The following is a 21749-nucleotide window of genomic DNA, read 5'->3' as shown; positions in this document are numbered from 1 at the left end:
ATGCCCCGCTCTGGTAGCTGCCAACCCTGGTCGGCACATGCCCCGCTCTGGTAGCTGCCAACCTTGGTTGGCAAATGCCCCGCTCTGGTAGCTGCCAACCCTGGTTGGCACATGCCCCGCTCTGGTGGGTGCCAACCTTGGTTGGCACATGCCCCGCTCTGGTGGGTGCCAACCTTGGTTGGCACATGCCCCGCTCTGGTGGGTGCCAACCTTGGTTGGCACGGGGCAGGAATCCACGCATGGCGTGGATCTACCTGCGGGTGGTGGCAACCATCAGCAGAGCGCTCGCAGCCAACACCGCAGCAGCCCAAAGCGTGGCGTATGACCCGACACCATCCAGCAGCCGTCCCCCGCCCCACGCCCCGAGCGCGATACCGATGTTGAACACGCCTACATACAGGGCGGTGGCGATCTCCACGGCCTGCGGCACCGCTTTCATCATCCAGCTCATCAGGCCCACCGATACGCCGCCATAGGCCAGGCCCCATAGCAGCAGCACCGCAATGCCACCGCTCGGCGTGCCACCCAGCCACAGCAACAGCAGCGGCGTCAGCAGCAGGCCCGATGCGATCGCCAGCAACGTACCGCGCGGATGGCGCGCTGCCAGCGGCCCGGCAATGAAGTTGCCGGCGATGCCGGCCAGGCCGTAGGCAAACAGCAGTGCACCGATCCACGACGCCTCCACGCCCGAGACGGACGTCAGCAGCGGCCGCACGTAGGTGAAGGCGATGAAGTGCCCGGACACCAGCAGCACGGTCAGCCACAGGCCACGCCGCAGGTCGCGCTGGCCAAGCTGCTGCACGAACTGCCGCGGCCGCACCGATGTACTTACAGGTAACGCGGGAACCACCCGCAGATGCAGCAGCATCACCGCCGCACTGAACAACGCCATCACCACAAAGGCGCTGCGCCAACCCAATGCATCCCCGATCAGCGCGCCCAACGGAACGCCCAACACCGACGCTGCGGCCACGCCGCCGAAGATGATCGAAGTAGCCAGGCCGATGCGGTCAGCCGGCACCAGGCGCGCAGCCAGACCGCCGGCGATGGCCCAGATGCCGCCCATGCAGAACCCCACCAGCACCCGTGCGGCCAACAGCCAGCCGATGCCCGGTGCCAGCGCCGACGCGAGGTTGGCGACCAGCAGGAGCGCAAGCAGCGCGCACAGGATGCGACGGCGATCAATGCCACCGGCTGCGATCACCACCAGCGGTGCGAACACTGCCGCCAGCAGGGCCGGCAGCGAGATCATCAGGCCGGCGGTGCCGGTGGACGCGCCGAGATCTTCGGCGATCGGGGTCAGCAGGCCGACCGGCAGCATTTCGGTGGTGACCACCGAGAACGTGGCGAGGCCGACGGCGGAAACCGCCCACCACGGATGACGAGGCACAGGCGCGGCGTGCGCAGGCGATGAAGCGCTCACGGGAGGATTCCTTCAGGGGATGTGGTCGAGGCAGACGGGCGCAGTGCACGTTGCGCGAGCACGGCGAACAGCAGCACGCCACCGCCTGCCACCAGCGCAACAGCAAAGCCGCTGCGCACGCCCCCCGCATCGACGCTCTGCCCGGACAGTGCTGCGCCCAGCGCCACGCCGATGTTCAATCCGGCCAGCAACCAGGTCATGCCTTCGGTCAGGCGCGATTCGGGCACGTACTGTTCGACCAGCGACATCGCAACGATCATCGTCGGCGCGAAGAACACCCCGGCCAGCAGCACGGCAACGGCCAGGGCAGGCAGGCTGCCGACCCACAGCAGCGGTAGCGTGGCCAATGCAGTGGCCGCTGCTCCGGTCAGCAACAGGCGCGGCAACGGGATCTGCAGCTTCAGCGCACCAAACAGCAGGCCCGCCGCGCAGCTGCCCAGCGCATAGGCCGACAGCACCCAACTGGCAGCCAGTGGCTGCCCGCGCTGTTCGGCGAAGGCCACGCTGGTGATGTCGACGGTACCGACAATCACACCCATCGCCAGCATCAGCAACGCCAGCAGGCGGATCTCCGCTTGCCGCAGCAGCGAGCGCGAGGGTGTTGCGCCTTCGCAGCGCTGCAGCGGTGGTTCGGTACCGCGTTGCAGAACCAGTGCGGTCACCCCGAGCACCAGCAGCAGGGCGGCGGCCAGCACGCCGGCCTGCGGCCATACCACCACCGACAACCCGACGGACAACGGTGGCCCGGCGATGAAGGTCACCTCGTCGAACACGGTCTCCAGCGAATACGCGGTCTGCAGCTGCGGGCGCCCGCGATGGATCGCGGTCCAGCGCGCGCGCACCATCGCCGACACGCTGGGCATGCAACCGGCCAGCATCGCCGCAATGAACAGCGTCCAGTCCGGCGCGGCCAGCAGCGTGCACGCAAGCAGCAACAGCAACCCGGCCGCACTGGCCGCGGTGGCCCACGGCAGCACCCTGCCCTGCCCGCGCCGGTCGACCCAGCGCGATACCTGCGGCGACAGCAACGCGTAGGTCAGCACGAAGGTGGCCGACACCGCACCGGCCAGTGCATAGCTGCCGCGCAGCTGGGACAGCAGGGTGATGATGCCGATACCGGTCATCGGTAGAGGAAGGCGTGCCAGCAGCCCGGCCAGGGCGAGGCCGGCGGTGCCGGGGGCCGCGAACAGGTCGCGATAGGGGGTGGCCATCAGGTTCTCCAGGGCAGTGACTTGCCTGGCGCACCGGGCGCCACGACAATACATACAGAGCGTATGAATAAGAGGCTACATTCATACGAACCGTATGTAAATAATCATGCACTGTGTATGTAAGGAGCTCCGGATGGTTCGTCGCACCCGCGCCGAGATGGAAGAAACCCGCGCCACCCTGCTGGCCACCGCCCGCCGGGTGTTCAGCGCGCATGGCTATGCCGCCACCTCGATGGACGACCTGACCGCCCAGGCCGGGCTGACCCGCGGCGCGCTGTACCACCACTTCGGCGACAAGAAGGGTCTGCTGGCGGCTGTCGTCGCCCAGCTCGATGCCGAGACCGACCTGCGTCTGCAGGCGATCAGCGATGGCGCGGATGATGCCTGGGACGGCTTCGTGCAGCGTTGCCGCGCCTATCTGGAGATGGCACTGGAGCCGGAGATCCAGCGCATCGTGCTGCGCGATGCGCGCGCGGTACTGGGTGGCGCCTCACCGGAATCGCAGCGCCACTGCGTGCACTCGATGCAGCACCTGATCGAACATCTGGTGGCGCAGGGCGTGGTGGCGCCGGTGGACGCGCAGGCGCTGGCGTCGCTGATCTACGGCAGCCTGGCCGAGGCCGCGTTCTGGATCGCCGAGGGCGAGGATGGCGACGCGCGCCTGCAGCAGGCGACGGCGGCGCTGGAGATGCTGTTGCGTGGGTTGAAGTCGGCCGGATGAAGCCCATCCACGCATGGCGTGGATCTACTGCGGAATCCGCTCTGGTAGAGGCCAACCTTGGTTGGCGCTTCTGCGGCACCGCGCGAAATGCGTGCCGACCAAGGTCGGCAGCTACCAGAACCATGGTGTCAGTAGATCCACTTACTGCGGAATCCGCTCTGGTAGAGGCCAACCTTGGTTGGCGCTTCTGCGGCACCGCGCGAAATGCGTGCCAACCAAGGTCGGCAGCTACCAGAACCATGGTGTCAGTAGATCCACCTACTGCGGAATCCGCTCTGGTAGAGGCCAACCTTGGTTGGCGCTTCTTCGGCACCGCGCGAAATGCGTGCCGACCAAGGTCGGCAGCTACCAGAACCATGGTGTCAGTAGATCCACTTACTGCGGAATCCGCTCTGGTAGAGGCCAACCTTGGTTGGCGCTTCTGCGGCACCGCGCGAAATGCGTGCCAACCAAGGTGGGCACCTACCGGAGCAGTTCGGGCCACTCGCGCAACACCGCCACCGGCACGCCCATGCGCGTGCAGGCGCGGCTGGCCAGGCCATCGGGCAGCGCGCGGCGGAACAGCGGCGCCATGCCCTGCATCAGCTTCGCCGACGCTGCAGCTTGTGCGCGCTGGCGCGCATTGCGTTCCAGCATGCCCTCGGCCCAGTCCGGCAGCAGCGCCGCACCGGCGCCGAGGAACACTTCGCGCGACAGGCCCGGCACCGGTACCGGCAGGCGCACGCCGGACAACACCTCCAGCACTTCGCGCGAGCGTTCGTCGACGCGCAGTTCCGGCTGCCGCGCGCAGAAGTACGCGGCCACTTCCGCTTCACTGCGCGGCACATCCACCGCACCCAGTGCCTCGGCCACGCAGCGGTACTCGTCGTAGTAGCGATCGGCGATGTGCGCCGGCACCTCGCGCCCGTAACGACGGAAGCCCTGCAGGAAACCGAAGGCTTCGGTCACATGCACCCACGTCAGCAGCTGCGGATCGTCCGCCGCATAGGGCTCCCCCTGCGCGGTCTGGCCGCGGATCTGCGCATGGATGCGGCGTACCTTGGCCACCAGCGCCTCCACCTCGCCGCTGGGCGCATAGCTGGTGCCGGCAACGAAGGCGGTGGTGCGGCGCAGGCGTCCCACCAGGTCCTGGCGGAAATTGGAGTGGTCGTAGACGCCGGCCAGCGCGCGCGGGTGCAAGGTCTGCAGCATCAGCGCACACAGGCCTCCGGCCAGCATCGAGGGGAACTCGGCGTGCAGCCGCCAGGTGACGCTGTGCGGGCCGAACCAGCCCGGGTCTCCCAGCGGGTGGTCGTAATCGATGCCGCTCTGGCCACGCGGGAAGGCCTCCAGTACCCAGCGCCGGATAGGCGCGGTGACGGGGCGGGAGAGTCGCTGCAGCAGAGCCGGCATCACAGGTCCAGGAAAGGCGGAAGAGCGGCCGCAGGTTGCGCGGTCGGCCCCGATTCTGGGCGATCACGACGCCGACGGCGAGCCTCCGCGCTCAGCCACGGTTTCATGTGCAGCCGCAGCACGTTTCACCCTGCGACATCCTGTCGCAGGCTACGACCATGATGTTGCGATGCAGCAACATTCACCCATTCAGACAAAACCCTTACGCCGCTAGGCATTGCGCCCATTGCACGGCTCGCTGGAAGTGCTAGAACTGAACCCGCCACACCGTCCAACGCTGATCGACGCACGTTCCACAAGGAGCCAGCCATGATTGCTTTGTTCAAGGGTTTGGGACTACTGCTTCGCGACAACGAGCTCTACAGCAGCCCGTTCGAAAAACAGGTCGCGCACTGGCGCAGCCTCAGCGAGCAGCAGATCCGCGATGAAGTGGCTGTGCTGGCCCAGGCCAAGTGCCAATGGCTGATCGCCTCGATCGTCGGCTGGCAGGCGGCCTCGCTGCTGATCCTCGGGCTGATCACCAACTACCTGTGGCGCGACGATTACCACATCACCTTCACCCGCGTGGTCGTGGTGTTCGGCTCATGGATCTCGATCCTGTTCGTGATCTGGTTCATGGCCAACATGTTCGACCGCACCGCCGGTTTCGAGCGTTGGATGAAGGCCTTCAACAGCCGCGCCCGCATCAGCTCCAAGGCCGACAGCGTCGAGAACGTGGCCGAGGCACTGGACCTGGCCGAGCACTACCCGGAAGTGCTGGACTACAAGCAGGCCGTCACTGCCAAGCGCGAGCTGCGCCATGAGGACATCCGCATCATGACCGAGATCGGGCGCATGAAGCAGCACTCAGAACTGGTCGGCCGCCTGAACCATGTGGGTGAGAACGAGCACCACCACGACCTGACACTGCAACCTGCCTACTGACCCTTCAGGGAAGCGGGGGGACCCACAATGCCACCGTGATCACTCACGGTGGCATTGTTCTATCGGGTCCTGGCTGACGCATTGGTGGAAGCCCCTGGGCAGGTCACGCATCGCCTCGGTCTTTCCCACCGCCACCGCGAACCGACGCAACGGCGGCGTGGCACACGCGGCCCCGCTGCTGCATGCAGGGTCCAGCACCACGTAGTGGCAGTGGCCACTGCTGCTGGCGATGCACTGGAACCGCGCCTCGCCATCGACCACGGTGCGTTTGCTGTACAGCGTGTCCACGCCGTTGGCATTGGTACGGGTGATCGAGGTTTCGCTGGACTTCTCGCAGCCGGCCAATGACAGCGCAGCAACGCAGGCAAACAGGAACAGGCGCATGGTGCCTCCAGAGTGCGGCTACATGCCGCGGAACAGGCTCATGAACGGTTGGCTGACCACCAGCGTCTCCGTACGCCCACGCAGGCGCAGCACCCCGCGCCCGGTATCGTCGCGGCTGACCGCTGCCACCGCCTTCATGTTGACGATGGTCGAGCGATGGATCTGGCGGAAGTGCTGCGGATCGAGCACTTCCAGCAGCTCGCGCAACGGTGTGCGCAGCAGGCTCTCACCGGCCGCGGTCATCACGGTGGTGTACTTGTTGTCAGCACGGAAGTAGGCCACGTCTTCCAGCATGATCAGCTGCGTCTCGCGGCCGTTGCTGGCGGTGATCCAGGCCAAGGGCGGGCGCTCTGCCGCCCTCTGCGACGGCCCCAGGCGCTGAAGCAGGCGTTCGAGTACGGCATCGTCCTGGCGCGTTGATGGCAGCCGCGACAGGATGCGTTCGCGCGTGGCCAGCAGGCGCTCATCGCTGACCGGCTTCAGCAGGTAGTCCATCGCACCCTGCTCGAACGCGTCGATGGCGTACTGGTCGTAGGCGGTAACGAACACCACCTGGGTGCGCGGGCTCAGTTCGGACAGCGAACGGGCTACTTCAATGCCACTGATGCCGGGCATGCGGATATCGAGGAAGGCGATGTCCGGCTGTTTCTCGGCCAGCTGTTCCAGCGCACTGGCGCCATCCTCGCACTCGGCCACCAGCTTCAGGTCCGGCCACAACCGGCCCAGCTGCTCGACCAGCGACTGCCGCAGCAGTTCCTCGTCTTCGGCAATGAGCGCCTCAAGCGGCATGGCTGCGCTCCTTGCTCGACTGCGGCAGGGTCATGGTCGCGGCCACGCCGCTGGGGAAGTTGGCGACGATCGCCACGCCGGCCTGTTCGCCGCAGGTCAGGCGCAGGCGCTCGCGCAGGTTCTTCAGGCCGATGCCGGTACCGCTGGTGCCCTGGCCGAAGCCGAGGCCATCGTCGGCCACCGTCACCGTTACATGGTCATCGAAGCCACGCGCCAGGATCCAGATCGTGCCACCGCCGGGCTTCGGTTCCAGGCCATGCTTGATCGCGTTCTCCACCAGCGTCTGCAGCGCCATCGCCGGCAGCTGCACGCCGTGCAGTTCGTTCGGTACCTGCACCTCCACCCCCAGCCGTGCGCCCATGCGGATACGCAGGATCTCCAGGTAGGCACGGGTGCGCTCCAGCTCCACGCCCAGCGTGGACAGCGATTCGTCCACCTGTGGCAACGAGCTGCGCAGGTACTGGATCAGGTGGCCCAGCATCTGGTCGGCACGTGCCGGGTCGGTGCGGGTCAGCACCTGCGCGTTGGCCAGCGTGTTGTAGAGGAAGTGCGGTTCCACCTGCGCATGCAGCAGGTTCAACCGGGCCACCGACAGCTCCTTTTCCACCTGGGTCTGCTCAGCCGCGGCCTGCTCGTCGCGACGCTGGTCGGCAACACGGCGGCTGATCGCGCGGGTGACCGCTTCGGCGTTCTCGAAGTTGCTGCCCTCATCCAGTGCCAGCAGGTCGGCCCACCAGCCGGCATCCGGCTCAAACAACAGGGTGACGGTACTGGTGCCCTGCCCCGGCGTGACCGTCGCCAGCACGCTGTTGCGCTTGATCGCCAGCCGTGCCGGCAGGTTCCAGCGCGATGGCTGGCGGCCGTTCCAGGCATCCACGCGGCGCACGTAGGCCCGCACCTGCAGGCTGCCGGCCGAACTTTCCACGTCTTCTACGCGCGGCAGTTCAGCGATGGCCGCTTCCACCACCGAGAATGCCTGGCCGGCATCCATCGGCAGTTCCACCTGGCGGCGCTGGCGGCCGGAGAGCGTGGTCGAATCCAGCCGGCCGGCGACCAGCCAGACGCGGCGTACATGGGTAATCGCGCTGCCCAGCGCGGAAATCATCAGGAACATCACCAGCAGTCCGAACACCCAGCCAGGGCCGTCGTTCATGCCGCTGAAAATGCCGCTCCAGACCATGCCGGCGACGAACAGCGCCGCAGCCCAGGCCAGCAGGTGACGAAGCAGGAGAGAGAGGCTGGCGAACACGGCGGCGCCTTGGAGGAAGGGGGTGAGCCGAGCATAGGGCGGCCCGCCGGGCAAACAAGCGGGTTGCGACGAAGGGCCGGAAAGCGGGGATGGAAGCCATTCTGGTAGAGCCGGCCGCTGGCCGGCTCCCCATGACCTCCACAAGCATCACAAGGTTGCCGGCCAGCGGCCGGCACTACCCGGGAGGCGCCGGGCGAACCCGGCGCATTCCCTTACTTGCGCTGGTCGGCGCTGGCGTCACGCACGGCGCGGAACGATTCGTCCTTGCTCCAGTTCGGCCAGCTGCGCGAGTTGGCCAGCTGGTTGCCCAGCGTGTACAGCACCTCCAGGTCGCGGGCGGCACCGGCGAACACCCAGTCCGGCTGCCACTCGTCGCCCTGCTGGTGGTAGCGCTTGGCGGTGTAGTCCTCGGAGGCCTTCTTGCCTGCGGCCACGCCACCGTCCACCCAGTCCTGGCCGGCCGACCAGGACAGCGCCGGCACGCCACGCTTGGCGAACGGGAAGTGATCGGAGCGGAAGAACAGGCCCGCTTCCGGCTTCGGGTCCGGCGTGTAGCGGATATCCCAGCCCTTGGCCACGTCCTTCAGCTGGTCCAGCAGCTCGAAGCGCGCGGCACCGTAGATGCCGAAATCACGCGACGGCCCGAACGGCGCCATGCCATCCATGTTGATCACCGCCACGGTCTTTTCCAGCGGATACAGCGGATGGGTGGCGTAGTACTCCGAACCCAGCAGGCCCTTTTCCTCGGCGGTGACCGCCAGGAACAGCAGCGAACGCTGCGGGCGCTTGGCCTTGGCGAAGCCACGAGCCAGTTCGATCAGCGATGCGGTGCCACTGGCGTTGTCCAGAGCGCCATTGAAGATCCGGTCGCCACGTGCGTCGGGCTCGCCCACGCCGATGTGATCCCAGTGCGCGCTGTAGACGATGGTCTCGTCCGGGTGGCTGCTGCCCTCCAGGCGTGCGGCCACGTTGTGCGAGGTGATCACTTCGGTCTTCACCGCGTACTTCGCGTCCAGGCTGGCGCCGGTCAGCGGCACCGGGGTGAAGTCGCGCTGCTGCGCCTTCTTCTTCAGCGCCTCGAAGTCCTGCCCGGCCGAGCGGAACAGCTCCACGGCCAGGTCGCGCTGGATCCAGCCTTCCAGCAGCGGGTGGCTGTCGGCCGGGTTGTCGCGCACCACGTCGAACATGGTGTTGGTGTTGGAACCGGCCACGGTGGCCCAGCCGTACGACGCCGGTGCGGTCTCGTGCACGATCAGCACGCCCAGCGCGCCCTGGCGGGCGCCTTCTTCGTACTTGTAGGTCCAACGGCCGTAGTAGGTCATGCCCTTGCCGTCGAAATCACCCTGGCCGGTCTCGAAGTCCGGGTCGTTGATCAGCACGACGGCGATCTTGCCCTTCAGGTCCACACCCTTGAAGTCATCCCAGTTGCGCTCCGGTGCCTTCACGCCGTAGCCGAGGAACACCAGCGGGGCTTTGCTGATGTCGACGTTGCTGGCGCCGTTCATGGCGGCGCGCACGGCAATCTGCTTGCCCTGCTCCAGCGCAACGGTCTTGCCGCCCTGGTGCAGCGCCAGCTGCGGTGCGCCGACGATGTCGCCCTTGCGCAGCGGCACCGCCTGGGTCCACAGGCGCTTGCCATCCTTGAGGTCACCGCCCGGCTGCAGGCCGGCGTCGGCGAACTGCTTGCTGAGGAAGGCGATGGTCTTCTCTTCGCCGGCGGTGGCCGGGGAGCGGCCTTCGTAGGCGTCGGAGGCCAGTTCCTTGACGTCGGCGGAGATCCGCGCGCCATCGAATTTCGGGGTGGCCGCCATCAGTGCGCTCGACACTGACAGGGCCAGCACGCCCAGTACTACTCGTTTCATTGCTCTCTCCAGCAGGGAAATCCTTCTGGAGTGTAAGGGGTTCGGCAGGGCTGCGCCCTGCACCCGCAGAAACAACGGCAACGGCCGAAGCAACAGCAAAAGCTGGGTTCCTGAGGGTAGGCGGGGTAGGTCCGGTTGCGGGGGACGCCGTGAATCCGTCCCTGGAGGCTTGGGCGCGCCATCCATGGCGCTTACACCCCCGCAACCGGACCCACCCCGCCTTCGACAGGTTCCCGCTGCTGTTGGTGGGTGTCGACCTTGGTCGACACGCCGCTGTTGGTAGGTGTCGACCTTGATCGACACACCGCTGTTGGTAGGTGTCGACCTTGGTCGACACACCGCTGTTGGTAGGTGTCGACCTTGGTCGGCACGCCGCTGTTGGTAGGTGTCGACCTTGGTCGACACACCGCTGTTGGTAGGTGTCGACCTTGGTCGGCACGCCGCTGTTGGTAGGTGTCGACCTTGGTCGGCACGCCGCTGTTGGTAGGTGTCGACCTTGGTCGACACGCCGCTGTTGGTAGGTGTCGACCTTGGTCGACACGCCGCTGTTGGTAGGTGTCGACCTTGGTCGACACGGACGGAAACAAGAAGGGGTCAGTTCCCTTTCCCGGTGGGAAAGGGCTCTGACCCCATCTGTGTGCTGCCTTGGCGTGTTACCAGTTCGGGTCTTCGGCCGGGGCGGCAGCGGGCTTGGGCTTCGGCTTGGCCGCCGGGCGCGCGGCGGCGGCCGGTGCAGCCGAGGCCGTTGCGCCAGCAGCGGCGGCAGCCGGCTTGCTGCCCAGCTTCTGGCGCAGTTCAATCTGGCCCGGACGGAAGCCGCCGCGCATGGCGTCAACGCCGTCTTCGATGGTGCCGTAGGAGGTCTGTGCGGCCACGCGGTCGATGCGGATGGTGCAGCACGGGTGTTCGCTGCGGCCCAGCGAGCGGCCGGTCTGCGGGTCCTTCAGTTCTTCGCCCAGGCGCACGGCCTGCCAGCGCTGGCCGGCCTGCACGGTGTCACCGCCCTGGCTCAGCACCACCTGGTCACCGTCCACCGACACCACTGACACCGGGAACAGCGTGGTGACGATGGTGGTGCCGATCTGGCCGGACAGCGATTCCATCATCGCCGCGGCCATGTTGCGGCCATTGACCACGCGCGGCAGGGTGCTCGGGCCGGTCGAGGCCAGCTGGTGGTCGAAGCTGTCGGACATCACCACCTGGCCGGTTGTGGCGTTGATCAGGCGCAGGGTAATGCGGCCGCCACCGGAGTACGAGGTCACCTGGCGGTCGGACATGCGCAGGTTGCGCACGCTGCGCGGGTACTCGAAGCGTTCGATGGTCGGGATCAGGATCAGGTCGGTCGCCAGCTGCTGGCCGACGCGTGCGGTGTCCTGCAGGCGCACGTTGCCGCTGTTGATGTGGTCGATCTCGGCCTGCAGTTCGTCGCCGAACTCGCGGTCCAGCACGATGAAGCGCTGGGTCTGGGTCAGCGTGTCGGACAGCCGTGCGCGGATCGCATCGGCCACTTCGTCCGCGTCCACGCGGCCGTCGCCCACGGCATAGCTTCCGGCCTTGGTGCGCGGCAGTGCAACCACGATCTTCGGCTTGCCCTGCTCGTCCGGCGCGCGGTACTGGGCAATCTGTGCGCGCACGCGCACCTTCCAGTAGCTGCGCATGCTGCGATGGGTCACGTCGGAATCGAACGAACTGGCGCCACGCTTGGCATCGACGCTGACCTTCTCGTCGTAGCTTTCCCTGACGCTGGCCGAGGCCGAACCGCTCTTGGCCGAGGCTTCGCCGGAGGCACTGGCCGACGCCGAGCCCTTGAAGCTCCAGCCTTCGTCGCTGGCGCGCACGCGGGCGATGGTTTCCTCGTCCAGCTGCCGCACTTCATCCTGCGACAGGATTTCATAGCCCAGCACCGCGCCCTGCGAGCCGGCGATCATCTGCTGGGTGAACGCGTCGGCGCGGATATTGCCGACGTGTTCGTCATCCACATCCACATGCAGGCCTGCACGCAGGCTCTGCATCTGACTGGCCACGCGTACGCCGTTGACCTGCGCCACCGCCGACTGCAATGCCGCCAGCACCGCCAGTTCCGGGGTGCTGCCGATGCCGTCGGCTTCGCGCGCGACCTGGGTGGTGCCGCCGAAATCCGGCGTGCCACGCAGGGGCGCTGCTTCCACTGGCGCATTGCTGGCCAGTGCACTGGTTGCCTTGTCCTTGGCGGGCGCGGCGGCCGGGGTGTCCTGCTTGCCACAGGCTGCAAGCAGCGTGGCAGCCAGGCCCAGGCCGATCAAACGGTAGGTCATACGCATGGAGATTCGCCTCGGATCAGAGCGTGTCGAGCATCGAATCGGCGTTGGACGGCACCTTCACCTTGCTCTTCTTGGCGAAGGTCACGGCCGACTTGGTCGAACCGTACAGGCCCTGGATGAAGCCCGGCGATTCCTTGGCCACCCATGCACCTGCTGCCAGCTTGCGGCCGACGGTGGCCAGCTGGGTCGCGCCCAGGTTCTTCATGCCGGCGGTGAAGTTGCTGGCTTCGCCGCCCAGCTTCTGTGCTTCGGCCGCCGAGGACAGCAGCGAGACCAGGCCTTCGGCGTAGTGCTGCTTGGATTCAGCGTTCAGTTCCGGCTGTGCGGCCTGGCGCTCGTTGATCGCCGCCTGCGCAGCTTCACTGACCGACACCGACTTCTTCATCGCATCGACGCTGACCGAACCCGACGACAGCGCCTGGCGCTCGGCTTCCAGCAGCTGCACCTGCTCGGCCAGGCCGAAGGCGCGGGCAAACGAGGTCTGGGCCTGCAGCGAGTGCGACTGCGAGCTGACGAAACGACGCACCAGCGCTTCCTGCGCGGCTTCGTCCGGAGCGGCGGCGCTGGAGGCGCTGCTGCTGGAGGTGCCGGTAGCGGCGCCAGCCAGGTCCTTCAGCTTGCCCAGGCCAGCGTGGGCCGGCATCGACAGGGTGGCGGCCGCGATGGCCACGACAAGAGCGGTATTGCGGATCATGTGAGTGTCCTTTTGGGAGAGACGGCCGCGAAGCGGCACGTGGGAAATCGGTAACCCCGGGCGATGCCGAGCGAGCTCGGCACCCACCGGGGTGGCGGATCAACGAACTGCCTTGACGTTCAGTTCGTTGATCATCTGCTGGGCAGCCTTTTCAGCCGCCAGCTGCAGCGCGTTGGTACGGGCGACGGTTTCGTTCGGGCCGGTACCGGAGAACTGCACCGGGCCCACCGACGACACGGTGCGCGGGAAGCGACCGGTCACGTCCAGCACCTTGCCGGTGACCGTGACGAACACGCGGGTGTTGCCGCTGGCCGGGTCGCGGTCGCGCATGCCGACGTCGAGGGTGCCGACGGCGATGTACGGGATGTTGGCCGCACGGATGCCGTTGGCGGTATCACGCAGAGTGGCCGGAGCCAGGTCGTTGCCGGTGCTGAAGTCCTTGCGGATACGCTCGATGCTGAGCAGGCCGCGCGATTCGCCTTCCACGTATTCGGCTTCAACCACTTCGTAGCCGGCGGCGCTGAAGGCGCCGGTCATCGCGGTGTTCACTTCGGCGGCGTTGGCCACCTTCCAGCTGATGTTGTCGCTGCGCTGGGTGGTGCTGCCACCGCTGGTGACCGACATCGAACCATTCTGGTTGATGCTGCCGTTGGTGCTGACCGAGTTGCCGCGGAAGCTGTCGCCTTCACGGGTGTTCTCGCTGTAGCTGCTGCTGGCGTCGACGCGGCGGTATTCCTTGTCCTGGAACGACTGCACGGTGTCCTGCGAGCGCGCCATGAACAGGAAGGTCAGCAGCGAGCGCTGCGCGGCGGTGGCACCGGCCACGGCCGAGCCGGCATCCAGCTTGGTCTGCAGCAGTGTGGTGTTGATCTCGGCGCGGACGGTGACGGTGTAGGTCTTGGCCTTCTTGTCTTCGGTGTCCGACAGCTGCACGGCGCTGAGCACGTAGCGGTCGATCTCGCCGATGAACTCGGAGCGACGTGCTTCGAACAGGCGCAGCTTGGCCGCACCGGTTTCGGCGATGTACGCCTCCAGTGCATTGACCTTGGCCTTGTTCAGGGCCTGGGCGCGGGTGTCGGCACTCAGGCGCAGGCCGTAGCTGGCCGAACCGGTACCGCGTGAACTGGCGGTCTGTGCAGCGACCGGGGAGGCCACCACCAGGGCGATGAGGATGAGCAGGATGGTACGCATCAACGACATGACTTGATCAACTCCTGGAGGGCTTGGGTCTGCTGCTGCAACGGGCGGCCGCCCGGCTTCTGTTCGTCCAGCCAGCCGCGCGAATCGGCGCGCTTGGCGGCGGCGCCGGCGAAGGCGTCGAAGCCGGCCAGCAGGGTTTCGTAGCTGGCCGACCACTGGTCGACCTGCCACTGCGTGATCGGCACCACCTTGGTGGCACCCTTGCGCAGCGGCTGTTCGAAATAGACCTTGCCGGAGAATGGCTCGGTCACCTTGGCGGTGAAGAACGCGCCGAACAGCATCGTCTTCATCGCCGGGGTTTCTTCGATCACGCCGTTCTTCAGCGCATCGACCTGCAGGTTGATGACGTAGTCCGGCTCGGGGATCTTCAGCTGGTAGACCTTGCCATCGGCAAAGCGGGCCGCCATCGCGCCACCGATCGCCTGGCCCGAGGCCGGCGGCAGCAGGCCGACGCCGGTATTGGACGACAGCGTCTTGGACAGCTCATGGGCCAGCGTGGCGCGCAGCGGGGCTTCCCACTTCGGGTCGGGCAGCTTGGCGCGGACCGCGTCGGACAGGGTTACGCCACCGACCTGCAGGCGACGCACGGCGGCATCGGGCAGCCTGGCCTGGGCGAGGCTGGCAGCCAGCACCTGCGACAGGCTGGTATCGGCGCTGCCATACAGGAGATCGGCGACGATCGCGTCGATATCGTCGTTGTCCGGCCGGTAATCCTGCACGTCGATGCGCTGCAGGGTAAGCGGATAGGACGCGATCACCTGGCGCTCGCGGAAATCGAAGAACAGCGCCTGCAGCGCCACTTCCACCAGCACCTTGTACTGGTCACCGATCGGCTCGACCGAGACCAGTTCGCGGTCCAGTGCCGCGGCCAGCACTGTCGCACTGGTGGTGCCGTCGAGCATCGCCACCGGCTGGTCGATCAGCTGCAGGTGGGCCGGGGCGCGGCGCTTGAGCGACTGTGCCAGGGCCTGGTTCAACGGGATCAGGCCGCGCTGTTCCAGCACCGCATGCGCATGCGGTGTGGTCGCCTGCACGGCAGCGGCATCAGCGGTATAGGCAAAACCGGCCCAATAGGCCTGCTGTGATTTGTCTGCCGCCTGTACGGCCATCGGCCATACGGCCAGGCACAGGGCACAGGCAAGCAGGCGCGCAAAAGCGCGCGATGCGCTCTTCGTCCTTGAATACATCCAACCGCTCCTCGGTCAATACGCATGGAAAGTGGACGCTGACGCGTCCGCTGGGCGCGAAACATAACGGCTCGCGGGCCCGCCGACAAGTGCTGCCTTCGTCGAGGTCACTCCGTGGGAGGCAGGCCGGCCCGTTGCCGCAGCAGGCCCCGCTCTGCCTGGTTCTGGCTGAGTCTGGCGGCTTCCGCAAAAGCGTGACGTGCGTCCAGGTCGCGCCCCAGCGCCTGTAGTAACTCCCCGCGCACCACCTGCAGCGGCGCGTACTCACGCAGTCGCGCGTCCACCAGCAACGGCTGCAGCTGCGCCCACGCCGCGAAGGCACCGTCACTGCGCAGCACCGCCACGACCCGGTTCAATGCAACAACCGGCGAGGGCTGCACCTGCAGCAGCTGCGTATAGAGCGCTGCGATGCGCGGCCAGTCGGTATCCTCGGGGCGGCGCGCCGCTGCATGGCACGCTGCGATACGCGCCTGCAGTACATAGGGATCATCAGCGCCACCGGCGGCCAGCGCGCGCGCCAGCACCTGCTGCCCGCGTTCAATCTGCAGCCAGTCCCAGCGCGCGCGGTTCTGCTGGTCCAGCAGTACCGGCACGCCCTGCGCATCGGTCCGTGCCGCGGCACGCGAGGCCTGCAGCTCCATCAGCGCCAGCAGGCCCAGCACCGGCGGCACCGGCAGCCGGTGCGCCAGGATGCGCGCGAGCCGCAGCGCCTCCTCGCACAGTGCCGGGCGCATCCAGTCGTCACCGGCACTGGCCGCATAGCCTTCGTTGAACACCAGGTAGATCGCCTCCAGCACCGAAGTCAGCCGCTCGGGCATCGCGTCAGCACGCGGGACCTCGTAGGGCACCTGCTTCTGCGCCAGCGTGCGCTTGGCACGAACGATGCGCTGCGCAATGGTCGGTTCGGGTTGCAGGAACGCGCGCGCGATCTCCACGGTGGTCAGGCCACCCAGCAGGCGCAGGGTCAGTGCCACCCGTGCGTCGGCCGGCAGCACCGGATGGCAGGCCACGAACATCAGCCGCAGCAGGTCGTCACCCAGATCATCTTCCAGCGCCTGGCTGTCGTCCGGCGCCGGCAAGGGTGCCGGATGCAGCTCCTCGCCCCACTGCGCATGCTGCTGCGCCACCCGCTGGTGCTGGCGCAGCACATCAATGGCACGGTTGCGCGCAGTGGTCATCAGCCAGGCTCCGGGGTTGTCCGGGATGCCCTGCTCCGGCCAGCGCTCCAGCGCGGCCAGCCAGGTGTCCTGGGCCAGCTCCTCGGCGCGGCCGACATCGCCCCCGAGCAGCCGCGCCAGGCGCGCGATCAACACCGGCGACTCCATCCGCCAGAGGGTTTCCAGACGCTGCATCAGTGCGGGCTCGAGCATGCGCCGATCACAGCACGCACGCCCGGCCCGCACAAGCGCCGTGGCTCATGCTTCAACAATCGGCTTGAAGCCGCCCCAGAACATGCGCTTGGTATCGAACGGCATGTCCTTCGGGCCCAGCGACGCCAGCCGTGGGTCCGCCATCACTTTCGCGTTGATACGGTCGCGCGCCGCGCGCGAACGGAACACCACGAAGGCGACGATCACCGTTTCGCCGGGCTTTGCCTTGACCGCACGCGGGAACGAGGTGTGTTTTCCCGGTTCCACATCGTCAGCCACGCATTCCATGTACTGCAGCGCGCCATGGTCCTTCCACACCGCGCCGGCCTTGCGGGCAAGGCGGCGGTAGGCCGCCACCTTGTCCTGTGGGCACAGCAGCACGTAAGCATCCACGTAAGCCATGAGGGTTCTCCCTTGCGGCGGCCGTCAGCCCGGCTCGCCGTCCATGTGTGCGATTTCCCAGAGATGGCCATCCAGATCCTGGAAGCCGCGCTGGTACATGAAGCCCAGGTCGCGCGCCGGCTGCGGTTCGCTGCCGCCGGCGGCCAGTGCCTTGTCCACCAACTCGTCAACTGCCTTGCGACTGGGTGCCGAGAGTGCGTTGATCACTTCCGTGTGGGTGTGCGCATCGGCAATCGGCTTGTTGGTGAACTGCTGGAAAAAAGGTTGGGCCAGCAGCATCACGTAGATGCTCTCGCTGATGACCATGCCTGCCGCGTCATCGTTGGTGTAAGTTGGATTGAAGCTGTAGCCCAGCGCGGTGAAGAAGGCCTTGGATTTCTCCAGGTCCTTCACCGGAAGATTGACGAAGATCATCTGCGGTTGCGGTGCATTCATCGGTGAAGCTCCTTGTGGATGAAAAGAAGAGGGATCAGGGCTGCTTCATGCAGTTGACCATCCACGGCTTGCCGTAGCGGTCGATCAACATGCCCCAGCGGTGCGCCCAGAACGTTTCGGCGATCGGCATCTGCACCTGGCCACCGTCGGCCAGCGCGGCGAACACGCGTTCGGCTTCTTCGATGCTGTCGACGTCGACATTGATGGTGGTCGAGCCACCCTCGCCACCGCCGGGACCGTCGGCCGCCATCACGATGGCGCTACCGATTTCCAGCTGGCTGTGCGCGACGTGGTCCAGGGTTTCCGGCGGCATCTCGTTGCAGCCCGGCGAGCCATCGGAGGGCGGCATGTCGCGGTATTTCATTTCCGAGGTGACCTGGCCACCGAGTGCCTTGGCGTAGAACGCCATCGCCTCATGGGCCTGGCCGCTGAAGCCGAGGAAGGGAATCAATTTCATGGCAATGCTCCGTCGTGGGTTTCAGGGGGGTGGCGCCGGGCCATGCCCGGCGGGGGAAATGAATCGGGTCAACCTTCCAGCTGTGCACGCAGACGCTGTTCCTGCTGCTGTAATTCGGGGGTGAAGGCTTCGCCGAAGTCTTCAGCGGAGATGAAGGGACGCAGTTCGAGGGTGCCGCCACTGTTGAACGGCGCGCGGCTGGCCCATTCAACGGCCTCGTCCAGCGAGCGCACGTCCCACAGCCAGAAGCCGGCGATCTGCTCGCTGGCGGGTCCAAACGGACCGGCCTCGACCTTGGGCGCGCCACTGCCGAAATGAATGCGACGTCCGCGCTGGGTGGCATGCAGGCCTTCACCTGCCAGCATGATGCCGGCGGCCACGAGTTGTTCGTTGAAGGCGCCCATTTCGGACAGTTCCTGTTCGCTGGGCATGCGGCCGGCTTCGGAGTCGGCGTTGGCCTTCACGATCACCATTACTTTCATTGCGGTCTCCCGTGGGGACGCGGGGTGCGTGCCCTTCACTGGGTACAACGAACCAGGGGGCTGGGAATCGACACGTCTTTTGAAAATTATTTCTTCCGTGGAAAGCGCGCCTTCGGCGGGAGTCGGCGAACGGCGGAGCCCCTCCGTGGTGGGTTGGGTTGGTCGCTGAAAGCTGGTTTCCTGTGGGTGGGCCGGGCGGGTGGGATTGGCGGGGACGCCGTAAACCCGTCCATGGGGGCTTAGCCGCGGCATCCATGCCGCGGATACCCCGCCAATCCCACCCGCCCGGCCCCAGACAGATTCCGGTGGCCGAACCACCACGGGAAGATCAAGAAAAAAGGCAGAAGCAACAGCAACAGCGGGTGGCTGGCGACCTCGGCTTTGCGAGCGGAGCGACCCGCTTTTGCTCTTGTTGTTGATCTCCCGTGGTGGGTCAGCCGCAGAGATCTGTCCAAGGCCGGGTGGGGAGGCAGGGCAGGGGGCGTGAGCCGCATGGGCCCGAGGCACGCCTCGGGCGGGTTGGGCAGGACGCCCAACCCCGGTCTTGCCGTGTGCGCAGGACAGCGCACACGAGCAAGCGGCGACCGAGCTTACATGGACGTACTTGCAGCGCCCCCTGCCCTGCCTCCCCACCCGGCCAAATCCAAGAACCCGAGCTTTCAGCAACCAACCCACCCCACCACGGAGGGGCTCCGCCGTTCGCCGATCGCCCGCCGCAGGCGGCTTTTCGCGCTGCAGCATGCCGGCAGGCAAACCTGCGCCATCATGGACACCCCGCCCCCGCCAGGACCGTCCCATGCAGCAGTACCTGCTTCTGATCTACATCGAGCCTGCCCTGCTGCAGGCCCTGCCCACCGAAGAATTCAACGCGCTGATGCGCGACTGCCTGGCCCACGCCGACAAACTGCAGGCGGAAGGCACGCTGCTGGCCGCGCAGAAGCTGCAGCCGGTCGACACCGCGCAGACCCTGCGCGTGCGCGATGGCCACAGCCGTGTATTGGATGGCCCGTTCGCCGAAACCCGCGAACTGCTGGCCGGCTTCAACCTGATCGTCGCCCGCGACCGCGACGAAGCCATGCGCATCGCCCGCGATTTCCCGTGGGCGCGCTTCGGCAGCATCGAGGTGCGGCCGCTGGAAGACATGGACGCCGAGCGCGAACGCTGCGGCGCCCCGGCTGCGGCTATGGCAGCAGCCGTACCCTGATCTCGCGCGGGCCCACGCCTTCGTTGCCGCTGTAGTCGCGCACGCTGGCGCGCACGGTGTACTCGCCCGGTGGCAATGCCGCCGGCTGCCAGCGCCCGGTTTCCATCAGGCCGTCACGCACGGTGTTGGTGGCCAGGTAGCGGAAACGGGTCACCGCGCTGCCATGCACGGTGATGCCGCTGTCCGGCGCGTAGGCCACGCGCACCGCTTCGTTCTGCGGCGGCATGCGGTTGAACACGATGTTCCAGCGCGGTTGCTCGTAGCCCTGCAGCGGCTGCCCGGCAGCATCAAGGATCTGGTAGCCCACCTGGTACATGCCCAGGCGGCGGCGCGGCAGGTTGTTGTCGACCTGGTCCCAGGCCTCGACCACGATCTGCACGCCGCGGCCCTGCCGCGCCAGCATCACCACGCCGTCGCTGCCGGCCGCCAGCGGTTGGTCGTTGTCGTCCAGCAGCGCCACATCGGTGATGCGCGGTGCGAAGTGGTCGGCGTAGTTGTGGAAGCCCAGCGCCACGGCGTTGGTTTCGAAGCCGCCGGTGCCCACCGCCAGGTGCACGTGCGCCTGGTTGTTGATGCTGCCCAGGCGATCGCCGACGTGGATGCGCGTGCCGCGACGCACGCGCATCCGCTCCAGCTTGCCCTGTTCGTCGTACAGCGCCTGCCAGCGCGCATCGAACGGCTGGTCGCGCGGTGTGCGGCCGACCCGCATGTGGATGTACTTGAGGCGGTCCACGGCCAGGCCCTCGGCCTGCCCACCCAGGCTCCACGCCGCTACCGGGCTGCTGATCTTGCCATCGGCGATCGCCAGCACGGTCTGGCCGACATCGCCGCGCACATCGAAACCGCCGTGCAGGTGGTGGCGGCTCTCGCCCTTGAAGTTGCCGCGCACCTCGCCCAGCGTGCCGACCACTTCATGCCAGCCGTCCTGGGGTGCCAATGGCCAGCGCCCACCGGTGTCCGGCAATGCTGCATCGGCAGCGGGCCCGACCAGCGCCGGTGCCGGCAGGTCACCCACCGGCAGCGGGCGCAGGCGGTGCAGGCGATAGCTGGCGGAATCGGCGACCAGCACGCTGCCATCGGCATCCATCGCCAACCCACTGGGGCGGGCCAGGCGTGGCAGGCGGCCGTTGCCCACCAGCGCGATCTGGTGGCCCTGCGGTGTTACCTGCACGATGCGGCCATCAAGGTCACCCACGTACAGCACGCCGTCGTGCGTGGTGGCCAGCGACAGCGGCCCATTGATCACCCCGCCATCGCCCAGCAGCGTGCTGACCATGCCGTCGGCACCGACCCGACGCACCGCGTTGTTGAACAGGTCGGCCACCAGCAGCGCGCCGTGCGCATCGAAGGCCAGTGCCACCGGTGTATCGAAGCGTGCATCGCCCGCCAGGCCATCGGCCAGCCCCGGGCGCTCGCCGCCGGCCAGGGTACGCACGTTGCCGTCGGTACCGATCACCCGGATGCGGTCGTTGAAGGTGTCGGCCACATAGACCTGACCCTGCGCGTCCACCGCGATGCCCATCGGCGCATCGAACCGCGCCTGCGCGGCAGGGCCATCGGCGTAGCCCTGTTCGCCACCGGCCAGCGTGGTCACCTGGCCATCGGTGCCGATACGGCGGATCGCGTGGTTGCCGGTGTCGGCCACATACAGGTTGCCCTGCGCGTCGGCGGCGATGCCCGAGGGCGTATTGAAACTGGCCTGCAGTGCCGGGCCATCGATACGCCCCTCGCCCTGCCCGGCCACCGTTTCAACGCGGCCATCGGGAAGTCGACGACGGATCCGGTTGTTGTCACCGGCATCGGTGAAATAGACGCTGCCATCGGCACTGCGCAGCAACGCGTACGGATCGGCGAAACGCGCCTGCGCGGACGCGCCATCGCGGTCACCCGGGTGGCCATCGCCGGCCAGCGGCTCGATCTGCGCGGTCCACGCCAGCGGCGTTGGAACAGGGCCTGCCGGTTCAGCCGGCGTATGCAGCGGCGTCTCCCACCAGGTCGCGGCCAGTGCCACTACGGTCGCCAACGCTACGCCTGCCGCCATCCATTGCCACCGTGCCATCGTG

20 protein-coding genes are annotated in these 21749 nt (G+C 67.1%); 3 read left to right on the top strand and 17 right to left on the bottom strand.

Annotated features, from left to right (window positions below; all coding sequences use genetic code 11):
• Window positions 1–250 precede the first annotated feature (250 nt).
• Window positions 251–1423: an MFS transporter gene (locus tag ACZK5G_RS02295; protein ID WP_478465199.1), complete on the bottom strand. Its 1173-nt coding sequence runs from the start codon at window positions 1421–1423 to the stop codon at window positions 251–253.
• A complete protein-coding gene (locus ACZK5G_RS02290; RefSeq protein WP_478465197.1) occupies window positions 1420–2634 on the bottom strand; it encodes an MFS transporter in 1215 nt (404 codons plus the stop codon). Before ACZK5G_RS02290 ends, ACZK5G_RS02295 begins: the two co-directional genes overlap by 4 nt.
• A 133-nt stretch (window positions 2635–2767) precedes the next feature.
• Here ACZK5G_RS02290 and ACZK5G_RS02285 point away from each other — a divergent pair, with 133 nt between their 5' ends.
• Entirely contained in the window at window positions 2768–3355 is a 588-nt protein-coding gene (locus tag ACZK5G_RS02285) for a TetR/AcrR family transcriptional regulator (protein ID WP_032128759.1), read from the top strand.
• A 462-nt stretch (window positions 3356–3817) separates the two neighbouring features.
• On the opposite strand, the gene ACZK5G_RS02280 is transcribed toward ACZK5G_RS02285, so the two are convergent.
• A complete protein-coding gene (locus ACZK5G_RS02280) occupies window positions 3818–4747 on the bottom strand; it encodes an oxygenase MpaB family protein (protein WP_478465196.1) in 930 nt (309 codons plus the stop codon).
• Between the two features lie 309 nt (window positions 4748–5056).
• On the opposite strand from ACZK5G_RS02280, the gene ACZK5G_RS02275 reads away from it, so the two are divergent.
• The gene (locus ACZK5G_RS02275; RefSeq protein WP_032128761.1) at window positions 5057–5671 is read left to right on the top strand and encodes a hypothetical protein; all 615 of its coding nucleotides are present in this window, start codon (window positions 5057–5059) and stop codon (window positions 5669–5671) included.
• Window positions 5672–5710: 39 nt separating this feature from the next.
• Here the strand turns inward: ACZK5G_RS02275 and ACZK5G_RS02270 are convergent, their stop codons facing one another.
• From ACZK5G_RS02270 to ACZK5G_RS02210, 13 genes are all read right to left on the bottom strand, one after another.
• A complete protein-coding gene (locus ACZK5G_RS02270) occupies window positions 5711–6055 on the bottom strand; it encodes a hypothetical protein (RefSeq protein WP_032128762.1) in 345 nt (114 codons plus the stop codon).
• Between the two features lie 18 nt (window positions 6056–6073).
• Complete coding sequence (locus ACZK5G_RS02265) at window positions 6074–6844, bottom strand: LytR/AlgR family response regulator transcription factor (RefSeq protein ID WP_032128763.1); 771 nt, start codon at window positions 6842–6844, stop codon at window positions 6074–6076.
• On the bottom strand, window positions 6834–8093 hold the full coding sequence (locus tag ACZK5G_RS02260) for a sensor histidine kinase (RefSeq protein ID WP_049398329.1): 1260 nt from the start codon (window positions 8091–8093) through the stop codon (window positions 6834–6836). The genes ACZK5G_RS02265 and ACZK5G_RS02260 overlap by 11 nt, the downstream gene beginning before the upstream one ends.
• A 212-nt stretch (window positions 8094–8305) precedes the next feature.
• Window positions 8306–9955: a M28 family metallopeptidase gene (locus ACZK5G_RS02255; protein ID WP_125892416.1), complete on the bottom strand. Its 1650-nt coding sequence runs from the start codon at window positions 9953–9955 to the stop codon at window positions 8306–8308.
• Between the two features lie 653 nt (window positions 9956–10608).
• Window positions 10609–12255 carry a CsgG/HfaB family protein gene (locus tag ACZK5G_RS02250; protein WP_478465194.1) on the bottom strand — a complete coding sequence of 549 codons (1647 nt, stop codon included), beginning with the start codon at window positions 12253–12255 and terminating at the stop codon, window positions 10609–10611.
• 16 nt (window positions 12256–12271) lie between these two features.
• Complete coding sequence (locus ACZK5G_RS02245) at window positions 12272–12949, bottom strand: hypothetical protein (RefSeq protein WP_049398327.1); 678 nt, start codon at window positions 12947–12949, stop codon at window positions 12272–12274.
• A 99-nt stretch (window positions 12950–13048) separates the two neighbouring features.
• A complete protein-coding gene (locus ACZK5G_RS02240) occupies window positions 13049–14149 on the bottom strand; it encodes a hypothetical protein (RefSeq protein WP_049398326.1) in 1101 nt (366 codons plus the stop codon).
• The gene (locus ACZK5G_RS02235; RefSeq protein ID WP_478465192.1) at window positions 14140–15336 is read right to left on the bottom strand and encodes a hypothetical protein; all 1197 of its coding nucleotides are present in this window, start codon (window positions 15334–15336) and stop codon (window positions 14140–14142) included. The genes ACZK5G_RS02240 and ACZK5G_RS02235 overlap by 10 nt, the downstream gene beginning before the upstream one ends.
• 107 nt (window positions 15337–15443) lie before the next feature.
• Entirely contained in the window at window positions 15444–16706 is a 1263-nt protein-coding gene (locus ACZK5G_RS02230) for an RNA polymerase sigma factor (RefSeq protein ID WP_478465190.1), read from the bottom strand.
• 45 nt (window positions 16707–16751) lie between these two features.
• Window positions 16752–17108 carry a DUF1428 domain-containing protein gene (locus ACZK5G_RS02225; protein WP_478465188.1) on the bottom strand — a complete coding sequence of 119 codons (357 nt, stop codon included), beginning with the start codon at window positions 17106–17108 and terminating at the stop codon, window positions 16752–16754.
• Window positions 17109–17132: 24 nt separating this feature from the next.
• Window positions 17133–17543, bottom strand: coding sequence for a VOC family protein (locus ACZK5G_RS02220; RefSeq protein WP_478465187.1), 411 nt, complete (start codon window positions 17541–17543; stop codon window positions 17133–17135).
• A 34-nt stretch (window positions 17544–17577) separates the two neighbouring features.
• A complete protein-coding gene (locus ACZK5G_RS02215) occupies window positions 17578–18000 on the bottom strand; it encodes a VOC family protein (protein ID WP_012509913.1) in 423 nt (140 codons plus the stop codon).
• Between the two features lie 68 nt (window positions 18001–18068).
• Entirely contained in the window at window positions 18069–18482 is a 414-nt protein-coding gene (locus ACZK5G_RS02210; protein ID WP_478465186.1) for a YciI family protein, read from the bottom strand.
• Window positions 18483–19278: 796 nt separating this feature from the next.
• Here ACZK5G_RS02210 and ACZK5G_RS02205 point away from each other — a divergent pair.
• Window positions 19279–19686 (top strand): YciI family protein, encoded by a 408-nt coding sequence (locus tag ACZK5G_RS02205; protein ID WP_004153945.1) that lies wholly within the window; start codon window positions 19279–19281, stop codon window positions 19684–19686.
• Here the strand turns inward: ACZK5G_RS02205 and ACZK5G_RS02200 are convergent.
• On the bottom strand, window positions 19664–21745 hold the full coding sequence (locus ACZK5G_RS02200; RefSeq protein ID WP_180837544.1) for a gluconolaconase: 2082 nt from the start codon (window positions 21743–21745) through the stop codon (window positions 19664–19666). The two genes, ACZK5G_RS02205 and ACZK5G_RS02200, sit on opposite strands and share 23 nt — an antisense overlap.
• Window positions 21746–21749: the final 4 nt, after the last annotated feature.

The organism is Stenotrophomonas sp. 62841_Sma (genome assembly GCF_056482945.1).
Note: the sequence above shows the minus strand (reverse complement) of the source record. Positions and strands in the feature narration are given on the sequence as shown.